The sequence below is a fragment of the Stenotrophomonas sp. KH_052 genome (genome assembly GCF_057838755.1).
In genome coordinates, this window is record NZ_CM174475.1 from 3,618,819 (window position 1) to 3,636,905 (window position 18,087).

An 18,087-nucleotide genomic window follows, 5' to 3' on the forward strand; every position below is an offset into this window, starting at 1 on the left:
TAAACCGAAAGTCACGCCGTTCGCGTCCGGCACCGACGCTTTCAATGTGGGACCTGTCGTTTTGCGCGAGCCTGGGCAATCGCGGTCACCAGCAGGTCGCCGGTGACCGGCTTGCGCAGGAAACCATCGAAACCGGCCGCAAGCACCTGGCTTTCGGCATAGGCGTCGGAGCGTGCGGTAACCGCCACCAGCGGTAGTTCATAGCCCATGGTGCGCAGCTGGCGGGCGATCGCGGTTCCATCCAGGGCAGGCAGGTCGAGGTCGAGCAGGCCGACATCGAAGCCATCAGTAGCGATCTCGGACAAGGCTCCCAGCCCGTGCAGCACATGCACCACCTCGTGGCCACGGCCACGCAGCAGGCCAGCGATGACCTCGGCCACGGTGGCATCGTCTTCGACCAGCAGGATGCGCAAGGGCGGCAGTACCGGCATCGCCGGAGAGTCGCCCTGCGCGTTGGCCGCCTGCCGGGTCCACGGCAACGGCAGGCGCACCTGGAAGCGCGCGCCCTTGCCCGGCTGGCTGTCCACTTCGATGCGCCCGCCCATCGCCACCGCCAGTTCCTGGCAGATCGCCAGGCCCAGGCCGCTGCCACCATAGCGCGACGCCGTGCGCGGCCCCTCGGCCTGCTCGAAGCGATGGAACAAGCGCTCCTGCTGCTCGGCATTGATGCCCGGGCCACTGTCGTGCACCTCGAAGCAGAGGCCAGCACCGTTGTCATCCAGGCGCACGGCCAGGCCAACGTGGCCACGTTCGGTGAACTTGATCGCATTGCCCAGCAGGTTGAGCAGGATCTGGCGCACGCGCATCTCATCACCGCTGACGCTGATCGGCCCGGGCGGATCGTCGCCCCGCTGGAAAGCCAGCTGACGCTGCCGTGCCATCGGCTGCATCAGCGCCTGCACCTGGTCGAGCAGGCCGGCCAGGTCGAACGGACGCAGGTCCAGCTCCAGCCGCCCAGCCTCGATGCGGGCCAGGTCCAGCGCGTCGTTGACCAGCCGCAACAGGTGGCTGCCCGCCTGCTGGATCGAGCCGGCGTAACTGCGCTGCACCGGGTCCAGCGGCGTGGCCAGCAACAGCTCGCTCATGCCCAGCACGCCCGTCATCGGCGTGCGCACTTCGTGGCCCAGCGTGGCCAGGAAACGGCTCTTGGCCTGCGACGCCTGCTCGGCCAACTGCTGCTTGTGCACGGTCAGCTGCCACTGCTGGCGGCGACGCAGGCGCGCCCGGATCGACCACACCAGGGTCACCAGCAACAACGAACCAAGCAGGATGTAACCGAAGATCGCCATGCCGCTGCGCCACCACGGCGGCAGCACCTTCACCTGCAGCCGCTGTGACGGTGTCCATGCGCCGCTGGCGGTCGCCGCCTGCACTTCAATGACATAGCTGCCGGTGGGCAACCGCGAGAGCGTACGCTGGCCGTCGCCGCCCTGCTCGACCCAGTTCTGGTCGTAGCCGCGCACCCGGAAGCGATAGCGGTTGCCCTGCGGGTTGGCATAGGACAGCAACCGTGCATCGATCTGCAGATCACGATCATCCGGCCCCAGCAGCAGGGTGCCGGTGTTAGGCAGCGGCTGCCAGCCGCGGGCGTCGTCACGGCGCACGCGTACCTCGGCAATCACCAACGACGAAGGCGGCAGCACCGCGTCGACCGAGTTCACATCGAATGCGACCAGGCCGGTCTGGCTCACCGCCAGCACACGACCATCGGCATTCACCGCCGGTGGCCGGCTGGTGAACTCGGCATCGGACAGGCCATCGCGTTCATTGAACTGCTGCAGGCGCCGCGCCTTCGGATCCCAGCGCAGCAGCCCGCGCGGCGTGGTCGCCCACAGGCGGCCGTCATCGGCCAGCGCCAGCCCGCCCATGCTTACCGCGGGCACACCGGCACCGCCATCAACGCGCTGGATCAGGCGCAGGCTCATGCCATCCCACTGGTAGCGCTCGAGCGCGCCCTGCCGGGCCAGCCACAGCTGTTGCGGATCAATCCACACCAGGTCGTAGATGAGCCCGCGCGATACACCCGGTACTGCTTCGAATCGTCCCGCGTGCTCACGCCAGAGGCCCATGTCGCCCATCACCCAGGCCTGGCCATGGGCGTCGAAACGGATCTGCTCGATCGGTGAATCGGCGGTGCCGCGGATGTCATCCAGCGGGAAACTGCGCAGCAGCCGGCCGTCGGCGCTGCGCTGCTGCAGGCCCAGGTTCATCACCGACAGCCAGACCGTGCCATCCGGCGCCTGCCGCATCAGATCGATGCGCTGGCGCAGGTCGGCGCCGCCATCGATGCGCCAGTCGTGCAGCGCACGGGTGGCCGGATCGTACACGCTGATGCGGCCCGCGCGGCCCAGCCACAGGCCCCCGTCCGGTCGCGGCAGCACCGACCACACCGCCCCGCTGCCGATCTCGCGATCGCTGGCCAGCAGGCGCAGCGTGCCCTGAGCATCCAACTGGTACACGCCATGCGCTGAGCCGACGTAGTAATTCCGGCCATCACTGGCTGCACTCAGCAGGTACTGGCTGTCCAGCGGCTTGCCGTCAAGCTGGTTCCAGATCGAAAACCGGCGCCAGTCCGGCGGCAGGTAGGCCAGGCCCTGGGTCAGCAGCGCCACCCACAGTCCCCCTTCATGGTCCTGCAGCAGATCAAGCACACCGCTTTGCGCGGTCAGGAAGCCGCTGCCACGGTCCCCCTCGAGCCGGCGCAGCGTGCCGGCATCGCCGCGCAGCAGGCCATCGGACGTACCGGCCCAGTAGCCGCCCTGGCGATCGGCCAGCACCAGTGCCGAACGCAGGCTGGCGCTGTCGGCCCAGCGCGGACGACTGACCCGGTCCTGCGCATCGATGCGGTACAGGCCCTCGTTCTGGCTGCCGACCCAGATCGAGCCGTCAGGGTCCCGGCTCAGCCGCAGCACGCTCAGCGTACCCAGCTCGCGTGGGGCCACCGCCTCGAAGCTGCTGCCGTTCCAGCGCGCCAACCCCGCTTCGGTGCCGATCCACAGACGGCCCTTTGCATCGACCAGGCTGCTGAAGATGGTATTGCTGGGCAGTCCACCGGGATGCCCCGGATCATGCTGGAAGAAGCGCAGGCTGCCGTCCTCGCCGAAACGGCAGACACCATGGCCGCTGGTGCCGATCCAGAGGGCGTCCTCGGCATAGGCCAGGGTCCAGAACTGGCTCATGCACGGGCCGTTGACCGTGTCGAAGGTCTTGAAGCGCTCGCGATCGGCATCCAGGCGCGCCACGCCCTTGCCGTTGATACCCACCCATACGCGATCCAGCGGATCGACCAGCAGGGTCTCGATCTCGTTGCCGGGCAGCGAGCCCGGCTGATCCGGATCGTGCTCCCAGACCCTCAGGCCGCCCCCGTCGTAGCGCACCAGGCCGCCGTCGGTAGCCGCCCAGATATGCCCCTGGCGATCCTCTGCCAGGGCCAGCACCATGCGCGACGGCAAGCCTTCGGCGGCACCAAAGCGGCGCAGGCGTGGTGTTTCCGCCATGTCCAAGGTGGCAGCTGCCACGGCAAACGCCATCAGCAGCAGCCCCGTACCCGCGATGCCTTGGCACCACAGGCGCCAGCCGCTCGTCATCCTGAACCCCCTGTCCTGTCCCGATTGTCACACAGGGCCAGGTCCATCGCTGCAACAGCCTGTTTCCAGAGGCAATACCACCACGAACTGTTGCAGCCGTGCACGCAACGTTGGCAGGGGGCTATGCGTATGATCGCAGCGTCCCCCTTCCGGAGCCCGCCATCGATGCGTCCCTGCCTGGCCCTGCTGCCGATGCTGCTCGCCACCGCGCCCGCCTGGGCGGACGCAGACACCTATCGCCTCGACCCAGTGCATACGCGGGTGCTGTTCGCCATCGACCACGCCGGCTATTCGCAGGCGATGGGGACGGTCTCCGGCAGTGAGGGCCGCCTGCAGTTCGATCCCGACAACTGGCGCGAGGCTACGCTCGACGTCGAAGTCCCCGTGTCGCGATTGGACCTTGGCGATGCCAAGTGGAACCAGGCCACGCTGGCCCGCAGCCTGCTCGATGGCGAGCGCTTCCCGAGCGCGCGCTTCGTCTCCACCCGGGTTGAACCGATCGATGCCAAGCGCGCCCACGTGATCGGCACCCTGACCCTGCGCGGGGTCAGCCAGGAGGTCACGCTGGACGTGACCCTCAACGCCATCAAGCGCTACCCGCTGCCCCCGTTCCGACGCACCGCCGGTTTTTCCGCCAGCACCACGCTGAGCCGGCGTGCGTTCGGCATCACCGCCTGGCCGGGCGTCATCGGTGATGCAGTACAGCTGAGGATCGAGGCTGAAGCCACCCTCGACCGCAGCGACGCCCCGGGAACTCCCGCTCCCGTTCCGCACTCCGACCCCAAGACGGCCCCCTAGAGGACCTTTCATGACCGCCAAGAACACCCCCGCCGCCTGGGGGAGTGTCAGCCAGATCCTGCATTGGTTGATCGCACTGCTGATCCTCGCCCTGGGCGTGGTCGGCCTGACCATGGGCGAGCTGCCCAAGACCCCCAAGTACTTCTGGGTCTACACCGCGCACAAGTCGATCGGCATCACCGTATTGGCGCTGGTGCTGTTCCGCCTCGGCTGGCGTGTGTATGCCGGTGCGCCCAAGCCGGTGCCGGGCGTGCCCAGCTGGCAGGAACGCATCGCCAGTGCCACCCACGTGCTGCTCTACGTGCTGATGTTCGCCATCCCGCTGTCGGGCTGGCTGTACGACTCGGCCAGCGGCCTGCGTCCGTTCCGCTGGTTCGGCCTGGTTGACGTGCCGAAGCTGAGTGGCCCGGACCCGCAGGTCGTCGCGGTGTCCCATGCCATCCACGAATACGGCTTCTGGCTGTTGATCGCGGTGGTGCTGGCCCATGCCGGCGCTGCCTTCTACCACCACCTGTTCCAGCGCGATGCAACGTTGTCCCGCATGTTGCCGCGCGGCTGGCTCGCCTCCCCTCAGAAGGACTGATCGATGAACCTGAAACTGACCACTCCGGCCGCCGTGGCCGCCGCCCTTGCCGGCATGCTGGCCACCGCCCCGGTGCTCGCCGCCGACTACGCGCAGGCGCCCGGCGCCGGCTCGATCCTGGTGTTCGCCACCAAGTACGACGGCGAAGTGTTCACCGGCAGCTTCCCTGGCTTCGCCACCAAGCTCAGCTTCGACCCGGCCAATCCGGCCGCCGGTTCGCTGGACGTGGTGATCCCGCTGGCCGGCGCCAAGAGTGGCAACAGTGATCGCGACTCGACCCTGCAGACCGCTGACTTCTTCAACGTCGGCAAGTTCGCCACCGCACGCTACACCGCCAAGGGCTTCCGCGCGGTGGGCAACGACCAGTTCGCCGCCGACGGCACACTGGAACTGCGCGGCGTCAGCAAGCCGGTCACCCTCACCTTCACCTGGAAGCCCGGCACCCAGCCGGTGCTGACCGGCAAGGCCACGGTCAAGCGCCTCGACTTCGGCGTTGGCGGCGGCGACTGGGCCGACACCAAGACCATTCCGGACGAAACCGCGATCAGCACGATCGTGAAGTTCGACGCGAAATAAGACGGGTGTGCCGCCGGGCATGGCCCGGCGCTACCGCAGAACGGTGACACAGGGTAGCGCCGGGCCATGCCCGGCGGATTCAACCCGCAGCCAGCCAGGCCTGAACCGTGGCCGCGTCGAACGGCCAGTCCAGCTCGCGGTCAGCGCCCTCGTCACGCAGCACCGGCACCCGCGCGCCGTAGCGCGATTCCAGCGCCGGCTGGTCATCCAGGAATACCGATTCGAACTCCGGCGCCCGCGCTTTGGCCAGTTCGGCCAGGGCCATGTCGCACAGGTGGCAGTCGTCACGCTGGAACAGAGTCAACACCGGCAGGGTCCCCTTGGTGGAAATGCTGCGCCGCAGCCATTGAAGTGCGGCGTGAACCGCTAGAATAGCGGTCTCTTCCGGTACCCGCAGTACGGCAACCATGGCTGTCAGCACGTTCGACGTTTTCAAGATCGGCATTGGCCCGAGCTCCTCGCACACCGTCGGGCCGATGAAGGCCGCCGAGCGATTCATCCACCGCTGGCTGCTCGACCCGGGCCGCCTGCACGAGGTCGCGCGCATCCGTGCCGACGTCTACGGATCGCTGGCGCTGACCGGCCGCGGCCATGGTACCGACAAGGCGATCCTGCTCGGCCTGGAAGGGCAGCGGCCGAACCTGATCGACCCGGACATCATCCCGGCGACGCTGGAGCGCATCCGCAGCAGCAAGCGCATCCAGCTGATGGGCCAGCACGAGATCGCCTTCGACGAGAAGCGCGACCTCGGCATGAACAAGCGCCAGAAGCTGCCCTACCACACCAACGGCATGCGCTTCACCGCGTACAACGCCGACGACGAAGTGCTCGCCACCCGCGATTACTACTCGGTCGGCGGTGGCTTCGTGGTCAACCAGGACGACGCGGCTGATGACCGCATCGTGCCCGACGAAACCCCGCTGCCTTACCCGTTCAAGAGCGGCGACGAGCTGCTGGCGCAGACCGCGCGCAGCGGCCTGAGCATCGCCCAGCTGATGTTCGAGAACGAGAAGTGCTGGCGCAGCGAAGACGAGATCCGCGCCAACCTGCGCGAGATCTGGAGCGCGATGCAGTCGTGCGTCAGCCGCGGGATCCGCGAAGAAGGCGTGCTGCCGGGTGGCTTGAAGGTGGGCCGTCGTGCACCGGCGCTGTACCGCGAGCTGTCGTCGAAGCCGGAAGCGGCGATGCGCGATCCGCTGACCACGCTGGACTGGGTCAATCTGTATGCGCTGGCGGTGAACGAGGAAAACGCGGCCGGTGGCCGCGTAGTGACCGCACCGACCAACGGTGCAGCCGGCGTACTGCCTGCGGTGCTGCATTACTTCGACCGTTTCTGCCCGGGCGCGAACGAGCAGCGCGTGTTCGACTTCCTGTTGACCTCGGCGGCGATCGGCATCCTGTACAAGGAAAACGCCTCGATCTCCGGCGCCGAAGTCGGCTGCCAGGGCGAAGTGGGCGTAGCCTGTTCGATGGCGGCCGGTGGCCTGGTGGCGGCGCTGGGTGGCAACCCCAGCCAGATCGAGAATGCTGCGGAAATCGGCATGGAGCACAACCTCGGCCTGACCTGCGACCCAATCGGCGGCCTGGTGCAGATTCCGTGCATCGAGCGCAACGCGATGGGTGCGGTGAAGGCGATCAATGCCTCGCGCATGGCGATGCGTGGCGACGGCAAGCACAAGGTGTCACTGGACAAGGTGATCAAGACCATGCGCGATACCGGCCGCGACATGCAGGACAAGTACAAGGAAACCAGCCGCGGTGGCCTGGCGGTGAACGTCATCGAGTGCTGAGCTCGACCGGGCTCGGCGCGATGGCGCCGGGCCACAGGTAGAGTCAACTGTTAGTCGACTATCGCGCGCAGCGCGGGTTTTTCGCGGTCTGATCGAAGAGCAGTCGACTGCCAGTCGACTCTACCCCGTTGTCCCTGGCCGGTCGGACGACACCATCACCGCGTTCCGGTTAGGCTCGGGGCTCCCTCGCCCCGGATTACCCCATGCGCGTGATCGCCACTGCCCTGCTTGCCTGCCTGTCGTTGCCGGCCCTGGCCGCGCCCACTTACGGGCCGCGGCTGGAGGGTTTCGACTACGGCTATCCAGTCAAGACGTTCGCGCTGGAATCACAGCGGCAGCCTGTGGAGATGGCCTATCTGGATGTCCTGCCCAAGCGCCGCGCCATCGGTGTGGTGGTACTGCTGCACGGCAAGAATTTCTGCGCAGCCACCTGGCAACAGACCATCGCGCCGCTGCTGAACGCCGGTTACCGGGTCATCGCGCCCGACCAGGTGGGCTTCTGCAAGTCCAGCAAGCCCGAGCGCTACCAGTACTCGTTCGCGCAGCTGGCGGCCAACACCCATGCGCTGCTGCAGCAGTTGCAACTGGAGGACATGCCGGTGCATCTGGTCGGCCATTCGATGGGCGGCATGCTGGCGGTGCGCTATGCGCTGATGTACCCGCAGGACCTGCGCAGTCTGTCACTGGTCAACCCGATCGGACTGGAAGACTGGAAGGCGCTGGGCGTGCCATGGCGCAGCGTGGATACGTGGTACGCCGGCGAAATGAAAACCAGCTACGACAGCATCCGCCGCTACCAGCTGGACGTGTACTACGACAGCCAATGGAAGCCGGTTTATGAAACCTGGGCGAGGATGCAGTCGGGCATGTACGAAGGCCCCGGCAAGCAGGCCGTCGCGTGGAGCCAGGCCCTGGCCTCGGACATGGTGTTCAACCAGCCGGTGGTCTACGAGCTGAAGAACCTGCAGGTGCCGACCACGCTGTTCATCGGCCAGAAGGACCGCACCGCGATCGGCCGTGACCTGGCGCCGCCGGAACTGAAGGCAACGCTGGGCAACTATCCGGTGCTGGGCAAGGCAGCGGCGGCGGCGATTCCCGGTGCGACGCTGGTCGAGTTCGCCGAGCTGGGCCATTCGCCGCAGGTGCAGGACCCGAAGCAGTTCAATGCGGCGTTGTTGAAGGCGTTGGAGTCGCGTTGAGATTGCGGGTCCGCCGGGCATGGCCCGGCGCTACCTGCGAGCGGGGTTGGTAGCGCCGGGCCATGCCCGGCGAGCGCAGCAGCAGGGACGTCAACCCACGATCCGCAGCACGTCATCCAGCAGCGCGGCCGCAGTGACTTCCGCGCCCGCGCCCGGCCCCTGGATCAACAACGGCTGGCGCTGATAGCGATCGCTGTGGATCGCTACCCGGTTGTCGGTGCCCGCGCCCTGTGCCAGCGGATGATCGGCCGGCAGCTCGCGCAGGCCTACCTGCGCACCGTTGCCATCAACGCGACCGACAAAACGCAACACACGCCCGTTGTCGCGTGCCTGCTGCCAGCGCGCCTGCAGCGGCGCATCCAGCTGTTCCAGCGCAGCCACCGCATCCTCCAGCGGCAACGCTGCCAGTGTTTCCGGCACCAGCGAATCCACCTGCACCTGCGAAGCATCCAGCGCCAGCCCGCTGCTGCGGGCCAGGATCAGCAGCTTGCGGCGCACATCCTCGCCGGACAGGTCCAGGCGTGGGTCGGGTTCGGTGTAGCCCGCCGCCAGCGCTTCGCGCACCGCCGCCGAGAACGGCGCTTGGCCGTCATAGCGATGGAACAGCCAGGCCAGCGAACCGGACAGCACGCCCTCGATGGCGTGGATGTGGTCGCCACCGGCTACCAGCGCGCGCAGGCTGCTCAGCAACGGCAGGCCCGCGCCCACCGTGGCGCTGTCGCCGTAGCGCGCACCGCTGTCGGCACAGCTCTCTGCAATGGCCTGTGCGCGTGCCAGCTGCGCGCCACGACCCAGCTTGTTGGCAGTCACCACGTGCACACCGCGTGCCAGCCACTGCACGTGACGCGCGGCGACGTCTTCACTGGCGGTCGCATCGACAACCACGTCGCCACGCTCCAGCCCTTCGGCACTGGCCCATGGCGGCGAGTTCTGGCCATCACGCGGCGCACGCCGCGCCAGTTCCAGCGGCAGCGCCAGATCACGATCGATCGCCAGCGCGGTGCGCGAATTGGCCAGCCACTGCACGCTGGGCAGCTCAAGCCCGCGCGCCTGCAATGCCTGGTAGCGCTGCACGAAGGCCGAACCAACCGTGCCCGTGCCGAGCAGCGCCAGGCGCCCCGCGCCCAGCGCAGGAATGTCAGCGGCGAGTGCGCTCATGCATCCACCACCTGTTTGCGGCGCGCAGCCGCATCGATCACGGCTTCGGCGCGCTGCAGCGCTGCGCCGAGATCCGCCAGCAGGTCACGCTCGGCCTCGATGCCGACCGACAGGCGCAGCAGGCCTTCGCTGATGCCGGCGGCCGCGCGCGCTTCGGCGGTCATCGCCGCATGGGTCATGGTGGCCGGATGCGCGATCAGGCTTTCGACGCCACCCAGCGATTCGGCCAGGGTGAAGCAACGCAGGCCGTCGACGAAGGCGCGCACAGCGGCATGCGGATCGTCACCGGCACAGCCTGCCAGTTCGAACGACAGCATCGCGCCGAAGCCACTCTGCTGGCGAGCGGCGATGGCATGGCCCGGATGATCTGCCAGGCCCGGGTAGTAGACCGCGCCGACCGCCGGATGCTGATCCAGCAGGGCCACGATCGAGGCGGTGTTCTCCTGGTGCACGCGCAGGCGCGCATCCAGCGTGCGCAGGCCACGCAGGGTCAGGAAAGCATCGAACGGCGAACCGGTCAGGCCCAGCGCATTGCCCCACCACACCAGCTGCTCATGCAGTGCCGGATCACGCGCGATCACCGCACCGCCGACCACATCACTGTGGCCGTTGATGTACTTGGTGGTCGAATGCAGCACCAGGTCCGCGCCGAACGACAGCGGTTGTTGCAGCGCCGGCGACAGGAAGGTGTTGTCGACCACCACCAGCGCACCAGCCTTGTGTGCCGCCTCGATGACGAAGCGCAGGTCGGTGATGCGCAGCAGCGGGTTGGACGGCGTTTCCACCAGCACCAGCTTCGGCTGGGTGGCCAATGCCTGCGCCAGCGCGCGCGGATCGGTCAGATCGGCGGTGACCAGCTCAAAGTGGCCCTTCTTCGCCAGCGCATTGAACAGGCGCCAGCTGCCGCCGTAGGCATCGTGCGGCACCACCAGGGTGTCGCCAGGCTGCAGCAGCGCGTTCAGCACCAGGTTGATCGCGCCCATGCCGGTGGCGGTAATGACGCCGCCGGCGCCGCCCTCCAGTTCCGCCAGCGCCTCGCCCAGAAGGTCACGGGTCGGGTTGCCACTGCGCGTGTAGTCGTACTGGCGCTTGTTGCCGAAGCCTTCAAAGCTGAAGTTCGACGACAGCACGATCGGCGGCGTGACCGCTCCATGCGCGGTGTCACGATCGATGCCGGCGCGGACGGCGGCGGTGGTGCGACTACAGGACGGCTCGTTGGCGTGCAGGCTCATGCGGACTCTCCAGAAGTGCGGAAGGCGGTGGCGAGGATCGCGTCGATGCGATCGGTTTCTTTGAGGAAGGCGTCGTGGCCGTAGGGCGAGCGCAGCACGCGCAGGCTGCCGCGCGGGCCCAGCCCTTCGACCAGGCCGACCAGATCGGCCAGCGGCACCAGGCGGTCGCCCTCCACGGCCACCACCACGGTCGGTGGCAGGATCGCGGTCGGATCAACGCGGTGCAGGTCGATCGATTCGGACAGGCGCAGGCAGGCGGTCACCGGCGTGCGCGCGACGTACTGCGCGCCGGCCGCATCGAGATAGTCTTCGGCAGCCACACGCACGCGGCCATTGATGACTTCCGGCGCGGCATCGAAGCGCTCGCCGAATTCTTCCGGCGTACGGTAGCTGAGCATTGCGAACTGCCGCGCCAGGGCAAGGCCGTGGTCTTCACCGCACTGCAGCTGGCCGAGCGCGACGGCGCGGCGCTGCAGCGCACGCCAGGCGGCGGCATACGGATGCGGGCGATGTGCACCGCTGGCCAGCACCAGCTGGCGCACTCGCGCGCGATGACGGATCGCGAACTGCTGGCCGACCAGCGCGCCATAGGAATAGCCAACGAACGCCTTCAGCGCGCGGATGCCGAGATGGTCCAGCAGCAGCGCCAGTGCATCGGCCTGGTCGGCGGTATCGATCGGCACATCCAGTGCACCGTCGGCACCGATGAAATCGAAGGCCAGTACACGCAGCTGCTGTGGATCCAGCGCGCGCCCGCTGCCGACCAGATCTTCGGCCCAGCCCTTCTCGCTGAACTGTGCATTGGACGCCACGTGGCGATGGGCGGAAATGCCACCGGCCAGCACCACCACCTGCGCATTGGCCGGGCCGACCCACTCATAGCGCAGGCGCACCGGGCTGGAGCCGGCGTGACGCATCGACAGCACCGCGGCGAACTCACCGCGCTCGGCATGCACGCGGTCCTCGACCGGCACGCTGACGGGGACAAAGGGTTCGGGGCGAATGGCGGTACTGGCGGCGAAGCTCATGGCGGGATCCGGTTGGGGAATCGGCCATCGAGCCTTCGCGGGGCCCGCGTTCGAGATGCACGTGCGGTGCATGGTTCGAACCATCTTTCGGTGGACGCCACGGTCCCCGCAGGATTTGGCACCTACGCAGTCGCTTGCGCGCCTGCGGGCTGCCCCGGCTTCAAAGGGCCTGTCCCTCTGCCGGTCTCGATGGTGGAGCTACGATGCCAGCCTCTTTCGGGACTGTCAATCCTTTCATGCGGATAAAGCGATGAATATTTTCAGCCCAGCTGTGCGAAGGCGGTCGCGGTCGTCCCGTTCAGGATCGGCTACAGTCCCGGCGGCCCCTACCCGCTGGAACCGCTGATGCCGCGCCTGCCCCTGACCTGCCTGTTGTTGTCCCTGCTGGCAAGCGCGACGGCAAGCGCCGGCGACTGGCGCCAGGGGTGGGGACTGGTGCCCAAGTCCGCCCCGGCCGCTCCGCCCCCCCGTGGCGAGACCGCCCAGAGCGCCGCGCCGATGGCCCAGCTGCGCCTGCAGCCGATCGGCCAGCAGTGGCAGGCCCGGATCGACAATGCCCTGGCCGGGCCACTGCAGGTCGAGCTGCGCGCCGCGCCCGGACACCCTGTCGAGGGCCTGCCGGTACAGTCGCTTATCCAGGGCGACAGCAGCCTGGTCGTCGGCCACCTGCCCGCGCCGGTCAACGGCCGCACCTTGGACCTGCGCCTGCGGTCGGTTCCGGGCAACCCGGCCGCGCAGGCCGAGGATGTGGCCTACCGCCTGCCGTTCGATGACGCCCGTCCGCGCGTGGACCAGGCACCACAGGGCCGTTTCAGCCATGATGACGAGGAGAACCGCGACGCGGTCGACTTCGCACTGCCGGAGGGCACGCTGGTGCTGGCCGCGCGCGAGGGCACGGTGATGCAGATCCAGGACGGCTTCCATGGCAACGGCCTGGATCGTGAACGCGATGGTGCCCGCGCAAACTTCATCCGCGTGCTGCACAGCGACGGCAGCATGGCCCTGTACGGCCATCTGCAGGCCGGTGGTATGCGTGTGCGCCGTGGCCAGGCAGTGGGCATCGGACAGCCGATCGGCCTGTCCGGCAACAGTGGCTTCAGCAGCGCGCCGCACCTGCACTTCGTGGTGCAGGTCAACCGCGGCATGGGCCTGCGCTCGGTGCCGGCACGCATCTTCGCCGAGCAGGGCCAGCTGCAGTTCGCCCGCCAGGGCGAGGCCGGCGGCGGCACCGGGCGCTGACCGGCCCCGGCCGGTATAATCGGGCGCTTATCTCTTTGAAAAGCGCCCCGGGCGGGCGCCACTGCCATGTCCGAAGTCGCCAACGAAGCGTCGCGTCGCCGCACCTTCGCCATCATCTCCCACCCTGACGCAGGCAAGACCACGCTGACCGAAAAGCTGCTGCTGTTCGGCGGCGCGATCCAGATGGCCGGTTCGGTCAAGGGCCGCAAGGCCGCCCGCCACGCCACCTCCGACTGGATGGCGCTGGAAAAGGAACGCGGCATCTCCGTCACCTCCTCGGTGATGCAGTTCCCGTACGAGGGCAAGATCGTCAACCTGCTCGACACCCCCGGCCACGCCGACTTCGGCGAGGACACCTACCGCGTGCTGACCGCGGTGGACTCGGCGCTGATGGTGATCGACGTGGCCAAGGGCGTGGAAGAGCGCACCATCAAGCTGATGGAAGTGTGCCGCCTGCGCGACACCCCGATCATGACCTTCATCAACAAGCTCGACCGCGAGGGCAAGGACCCGATCGAGCTGCTGGATGAAGTGGAGACCGTACTGGGCATCCAGTGCGCACCGGTGACCTGGCCAATCGGCATGGGCCAGCGCCTGAAGGGCGTGGTCCACCTGCTGACCGGCGAGGTGCATCTGTACGAACCGGGCCGCAACTTCACCCGCCAGGACTCCACCATCTTCCCGTCCATCGATGCGCCCGGCCTGGCCGAGAAGATCGGTGCACAGATGCTGGCCGAGCTGCGCGACGAGCTGGATCTGGTGCAGGGCGCCAGCCATCCGTTCGACCTCGACGCTTACCGTGCCGGCAAGCAGACCCCGGTGTTTTTCGGCTCGGGCGTGAACAACTTCGGCGTGCAGCCGCTGCTGGACTTCTTCGTCGAGCATGCACCACCGCCGCAGGCGCGCACCACCACCGGCCGGGTGATCGCCCCGGAAGAGAACAAGCTGACCGGCTTCGTGTTCAAGATCCAGGCCAACATGGACCCGCAGCACCGTGACCGCGTGGCGTTCATGCGCATCTGCTCGGGCCGTTTCAGCGCCGGCATGAAGACCTTCCACGTGCGCACCGGCAAGGACATGAAGCTGGCCAACGCGCTGACCTTCATGGCCAGCGACCGCGAGATCGCCGCCGAGGCGTGGCCCGGCGATGTGATCGGCATCCACAACCACGGCACCATCTCGATCGGCGATACCTTCACCGAAGGCGAAGCGGTCACCTTCACCGGCATCCCCAACTTCGCCCCGGAACTGTTCCGCCGCGCCCGCCTGCGTGATCCGCTGAAGCTCAAGCAGCTGCAGAAGGGCCTGGCCCAGCTGTCCGAGGAAGGCGCGACCCAGTTCTTCCGCCCGTTGACCAGCAACGACCTCATCCTCGGCGCCGTCGGCGTGCTGCAGTTCGACGTGGCCGCCTACCGCCTGAAGGACGAATATGGCGTGGAAGCCACCTTCGAGCAGGTCAGCGTCAGCACCGCACGCTGGGTCCACTGCGGCAACGAGAAGAAGCTGGAAGAGTTCCGCGAGAAGAACGCGCTGAACCTGGCGCTGGATGCTGCCGGCCATCTGGTCTACCTGGCACCGACCCGGGTCAACCTGCAGCTGGCCCAGGAACGCTCGCCCGACGTGCGTTTCTCGGCCACTCGCGAAGCGGCGCATACCGTTTCGGTCGGCTGAGCCGTGGGGTCGGATCCCTTTCCGCAAGGAAAGGGCTCTGACCCCAGCAGTCGCGGGCGATTCATCCCCCGCAACGCTGGGATTCACCCACCATACGGTGACGGGCGTGCACGCACCGGCCATCGCGGCGATGATAGGGGCACGCGGGTCCCCCTCCCCGTGACCGATGCCCATGCCCATGTCCACGACGTCCATTGCTTCGATCCGTGAAGAAATCGCCAGCGCCTTGACCCACGGGTTGGGCGCGGTATTCGCCCTGGCCGCCAGTGCGGTGTTGATCACCCTGGCCGCGATCTACGGTGACGGCTGGCAGCTGGCCAGTGCGATCGTGTTCGGTATCGCCCTGTTGCTGCTGTATACCGCCTCCACGCTGTACCACGCCATCCAGCATCCGGTCGCCAAGGGCCGCCTGAAGGTCTTCGACCATTGCGCGATCTACGTGTTGATCGCCGGCACCTATACGCCATTCACCCTGATCGGCCTGCGCGGCCCCTGGGGCTGGGGCCTGTTCACCGCGATCTGGGCGCTTGCGCTGGGCGGCGTGGTGTTCAAGCTGTTCTACACCGGCCGCTTCAAGGTGCTCTCAACCGTGATCTACATCGCCATGGGCTGGTTGGTAGTGGTGGCGATCAAGCCGATGTGGGCTTCGATCGACGGCGGCACCCTGGCCTGGCTGTTCGGTGGCGGCCTGTCGTACACGCTGGGCACGTATTTCTATCACCGTGAATCGATCCCCTATTCGCATGCGATCTGGCACCTGTTCGTGATCGGCGGCAGCGTCTGCCACTTCGTCGCAGTCACCATGCAGGTGCTGTAAGCGCGCACGCGCGCGGCTTGTGCACACCACGCACATGGACGCTTCGCGCCCCCTCCACGATCAGGGGGCAACCATGGCAGCGTGAATGCTGCCCCCTCCCCTGCCGCGCCACGCGCATCCCGCTGGCGTTTCCGCCGCCCAGGCCCGCGCGGCCAGCGCGGGTTGGCCGTGCTGGTCTTCCTGCTGGCCGCGATCCTGCTGCTGATCGCTCTGTGGGACTGGAACTGGTTCAAGGGCCCGGTCGAGCGCGCCGTGCAGGCGCGCACCGGCCGTGCGCTGCACATCGGCCATCTGGATGTCGACCTTGGCCGCACCAGCACGGTCCGCGCCGATGCGATCACCTTCGCCAATGCAAGCTGGTCGAAGCAGCCGGAGATGGCCACGGCCGACCGCATCGAGATCGATGTGCGGGTGTGGCCCCTGCTGCGCGGCAGCGTGCAACTGCCCGAGGTGCGCCTGACCCGGCCGGACGTGCTGCTGGAAACTGCGCCGCGCAAGGATGAACCAGGCAACTGGGATTTCCTCGGGGACCGCTCCGGCGGGACCAGCCCGCAGCTCAAGCGCCTGCGCATCGATGACGGGCGCCTGCAGTTCCTCGACGCTCTGGGCCGCACCGACATCCGTGTGGATGTGCGCAGCGGCCAGCCGAAGCAGGCCGACGCCGCACCACCGCTGCTGGTACAGGGCAAGGGTCGCTGGCGGGGCAACCCGTTCACCCTGCGCGGCGGCACCGAATCTCCACTGCAGCTGACCGACAGTGATCATCCGTTCCGCATCCACCTCGATGGCCGCGCCGGCGCCACCCATGCGGTGGCCACCGGTACGCTGACCAATCCCTTCCAGCTGCGCATGTTCGACCTGCAGTTCGCGCTCAGCGGCCAGGATCTTGCCGATCTCTATCCGCTGCTGGGTATCGCCATCCCACCGTCGCCCCCCTATGCCCTGGACGGCCGTCTCAAGCGCGACCACAACGTCTGGCGCTATGAGCAGTTCACCGGCAAGGTCGGCGACAGCGACCTCGGCGGCAACCTGCAGTTCGAGGTGGGCGGCGCACGGCCGCGGCTGACCGCCACACTGGAATCCAAGCGCCTGGACTTCGACGACCTGGCCGGATTCGTCGGTGCACCACCGAAGACCGGCGGCGGCGAAACCGCGAACGCGCAGCAGAAGGCCGAGGCCGCACGCGTTGCGGCCAGCGCGCGGGTGCTGCCGGATACCCCGTACAACCTGGGCAAGCTGCGCGCAATGGATGCCGACGTGCGCTGGAAGGCCCACCGCATCAATGCGCCGTCACTGCCGCTGGATGACATGGATGCGCACCTGTTGCTGGATGATGGCGTGCTGCGGCTGGACCCGCTGAACTTCGGCGTGGCCGGCGGCGATATCCGCAGCACCATCCGCATGGACGCACGCCAGCCGCAGATCGCCACCGCACTGAAGGCCAGCGTGCGCGGTGTACAGCTGGGCCAACTGTTCCCGGATGCCAAGCTGGCCGAGCAGGCCAAGGGCGGCATCGGCGGTAATGTGGACCTGAGCGGCCACGGCAACTCGATCGCCGCAATGCTCGGCAGCAGCAGTGGCAAGGTCGGCCTGGCGATGGGTCGCGGCCATGTCGGCAACCTGGTGATGGAACTAGCGGGCCTGGACATCACCGAATCGTTGAAATTCCTGGTGACCGGCGACAAGCAGATCCCCCTGCGCTGCGCCTTCGCCGACTTCGGCGTGCGCGACGGCCTGATGACCAGCGAGGCGCTGGCGGTGGACACCACCGATACGATCCTCATCGGCGAAGGCACAGTCAGCCTGCGCGACGAGAGCCTGGACCTGCTCCTGAAGCCGCGCCCGAAGGACAAGAGCATCCTGGTACTCCGCTCGCCGCTGCACATCTCCGGCACGTTCAAGGACCCGTCATTCCGCCCGGACTTCAAGGCGTTGGGCATCCGGGGAGCCGTGGCCCTGGCACTGGGCAGCATCGCCCCACCGGCGGCGTTGCTGGCGACCATCGAACTGGGGCCAGGGAAGGATGCCGACTGCGGGGGGCAGTATGCGAAGTAGAAGCGTTGTTCGCGGCGCCTCGTTTTTCCGCGCGTAGAGCCGGAGCAAGGCGACAGGCAGGACACGCCGTAAATACGTCCCTGTAGGCTCGGTCGGCGCATCCATGCGCCTCACGGTCCTGCCTGCCGCCTTGCTCCGGCTCCGGACAGTTTCCAGCGCGCGGAACGAGAGCGGAAATTCAAAGTCAAAAGAAAAAAGCAAAGTCAAAAACTGTTGCCAACCAAGGTTGGCAGCTACCGAAGGCGAGCCACCGCGCATGTATGCACCGCGCTCGCAGGAACGTGTCCAGGGGCGGAGGGCATGGCCGTGCAGGACCGTTGGCGCCATGGATGGCGCCATCGAGCCCCCAGGGAG

14 protein-coding genes and 1 riboswitch are annotated in these 18,087 nt (G+C 67.6%); of the genes, 9 read left to right on the plus strand and 5 right to left on the minus strand.

What is annotated here, in order from left to right; translation table 11 throughout:
• Positions 1-41 precede the first annotated feature (41 nt).
• Positions 42-3,587 (minus strand): hybrid sensor histidine kinase/response regulator, encoded by a 3,546-nt coding sequence (locus AC3ITW_RS16685; RefSeq protein WP_012511851.1) that lies wholly within the window; start codon positions 3,585-3,587, stop codon positions 42-44.
• Between the two features lie 165 nt (positions 3,588-3,752).
• Between AC3ITW_RS16685 and AC3ITW_RS16690 the strand changes: the two genes are divergently transcribed.
• The 3 genes from AC3ITW_RS16690 to AC3ITW_RS16700 are packed head-to-tail and all read left to right on the plus strand — an operon-like array spanning position 3,753 to position 5,544.
• Positions 3,753-4,385 carry a YceI family protein gene (locus tag AC3ITW_RS16690; protein WP_012511852.1) on the plus strand — a complete coding sequence of 211 codons (633 nt, stop codon included), beginning with the start codon at positions 3,753-3,755 and terminating at the stop codon, positions 4,383-4,385.
• A gap of 10 nt (positions 4,386-4,395) precedes the next feature.
• Positions 4,396-4,968: a cytochrome b gene (locus AC3ITW_RS16695; protein WP_006384699.1), complete on the plus strand. Its 573-nt coding sequence runs from the start codon at positions 4,396-4,398 to the stop codon at positions 4,966-4,968.
• A 3-nt stretch (positions 4,969-4,971) separates the two neighbouring features.
• Positions 4,972-5,544 (plus strand): YceI family protein, encoded by a 573-nt coding sequence (locus tag AC3ITW_RS16700; RefSeq protein ID WP_006384701.1) that lies wholly within the window; start codon positions 4,972-4,974, stop codon positions 5,542-5,544.
• Positions 5,545-5,623: 79 nt separating this feature from the next.
• On the opposite strand, the gene AC3ITW_RS16705 is transcribed toward AC3ITW_RS16700, so the two are convergent.
• Positions 5,624-5,851 carry a glutaredoxin family protein gene (locus tag AC3ITW_RS16705; protein ID WP_100435181.1) on the minus strand — a complete coding sequence of 76 codons (228 nt, stop codon included), beginning with the start codon at positions 5,849-5,851 and terminating at the stop codon, positions 5,624-5,626.
• A 100-nt stretch (positions 5,852-5,951) separates the two neighbouring features.
• Between AC3ITW_RS16705 and AC3ITW_RS16710 the strand changes: the two genes are divergently transcribed.
• The gene (locus AC3ITW_RS16710) at positions 5,952-7,334 is read left to right on the plus strand and encodes an L-serine ammonia-lyase (RefSeq protein WP_006384709.1); all 1,383 of its coding nucleotides are present in this window, start codon (positions 5,952-5,954) and stop codon (positions 7,332-7,334) included.
• Positions 7,335-7,537: 203 nt separating this feature from the next.
• Entirely contained in the window at positions 7,538-8,533 is a 996-nt protein-coding gene (locus AC3ITW_RS16715; protein WP_012511854.1) for an alpha/beta fold hydrolase, read from the plus strand.
• 90 nt (positions 8,534-8,623) lie between these two features.
• On the opposite strand, the gene AC3ITW_RS16720 is transcribed toward AC3ITW_RS16715, so the two are convergent.
• From AC3ITW_RS16720 to metX, 3 genes are read right to left on the minus strand one after another with little or no spacing between them, the layout of a single operon-like run.
• Positions 8,624-9,691 carry a homoserine dehydrogenase family protein gene (locus AC3ITW_RS16720; RefSeq protein ID WP_006384718.1) on the minus strand — a complete coding sequence of 356 codons (1,068 nt, stop codon included), beginning with the start codon at positions 9,689-9,691 and terminating at the stop codon, positions 8,624-8,626.
• On the minus strand, positions 9,688-10,923 hold the full coding sequence (locus tag AC3ITW_RS16725) for an O-succinylhomoserine (thiol)-lyase (protein WP_012511855.1): 1,236 nt from the start codon (positions 10,921-10,923) through the stop codon (positions 9,688-9,690). The genes AC3ITW_RS16720 and AC3ITW_RS16725 overlap by 4 nt, the downstream gene beginning before the upstream one ends.
• Positions 10,920-11,951 (minus strand): homoserine O-succinyltransferase MetX, encoded by a 1,032-nt coding sequence (gene metX / locus AC3ITW_RS16730; protein ID WP_489389747.1) that lies wholly within the window; start codon positions 11,949-11,951, stop codon positions 10,920-10,922. The genes AC3ITW_RS16725 and metX overlap by 4 nt, the downstream gene beginning before the upstream one ends.
• A 77-nt stretch (positions 11,952-12,028) precedes the next feature.
• Positions 12,029-12,147, minus strand: a riboswitch (SAM riboswitch).
• A 149-nt stretch (positions 12,148-12,296) separates the two neighbouring features.
• On the opposite strand from metX, the gene AC3ITW_RS16735 reads away from it, so the two are divergent.
• The 4 genes from AC3ITW_RS16735 to AC3ITW_RS16750 all read left to right on the plus strand — a co-directional run bounded on the left by AC3ITW_RS16735 (position 12,297) and on the right by AC3ITW_RS16750 (position 17,733).
• Positions 12,297-13,190, plus strand: coding sequence for a M23 family metallopeptidase (locus AC3ITW_RS16735; protein WP_100435114.1), 894 nt, complete (start codon positions 12,297-12,299; stop codon positions 13,188-13,190).
• A gap of 66 nt (positions 13,191-13,256) precedes the next feature.
• Positions 13,257-14,861, plus strand: a complete 1,605-nt coding sequence (locus AC3ITW_RS16740; protein ID WP_065723914.1) for a peptide chain release factor 3 — start codon at positions 13,257-13,259, stop codon at positions 14,859-14,861.
• Positions 14,862-15,039: 178 nt separating this feature from the next.
• Positions 15,040-15,678 (plus strand): PAQR family membrane homeostasis protein TrhA, encoded by a 639-nt coding sequence (trhA, locus tag AC3ITW_RS16745; protein ID WP_032972214.1) that lies wholly within the window; start codon positions 15,040-15,042, stop codon positions 15,676-15,678.
• A gap of 81 nt (positions 15,679-15,759) precedes the next feature.
• The gene (locus AC3ITW_RS16750) at positions 15,760-17,733 is read left to right on the plus strand and encodes an AsmA family protein (RefSeq protein WP_489389748.1); all 1,974 of its coding nucleotides are present in this window, start codon (positions 15,760-15,762) and stop codon (positions 17,731-17,733) included.
• Positions 17,734-18,087 lie beyond the last annotated feature (354 nt).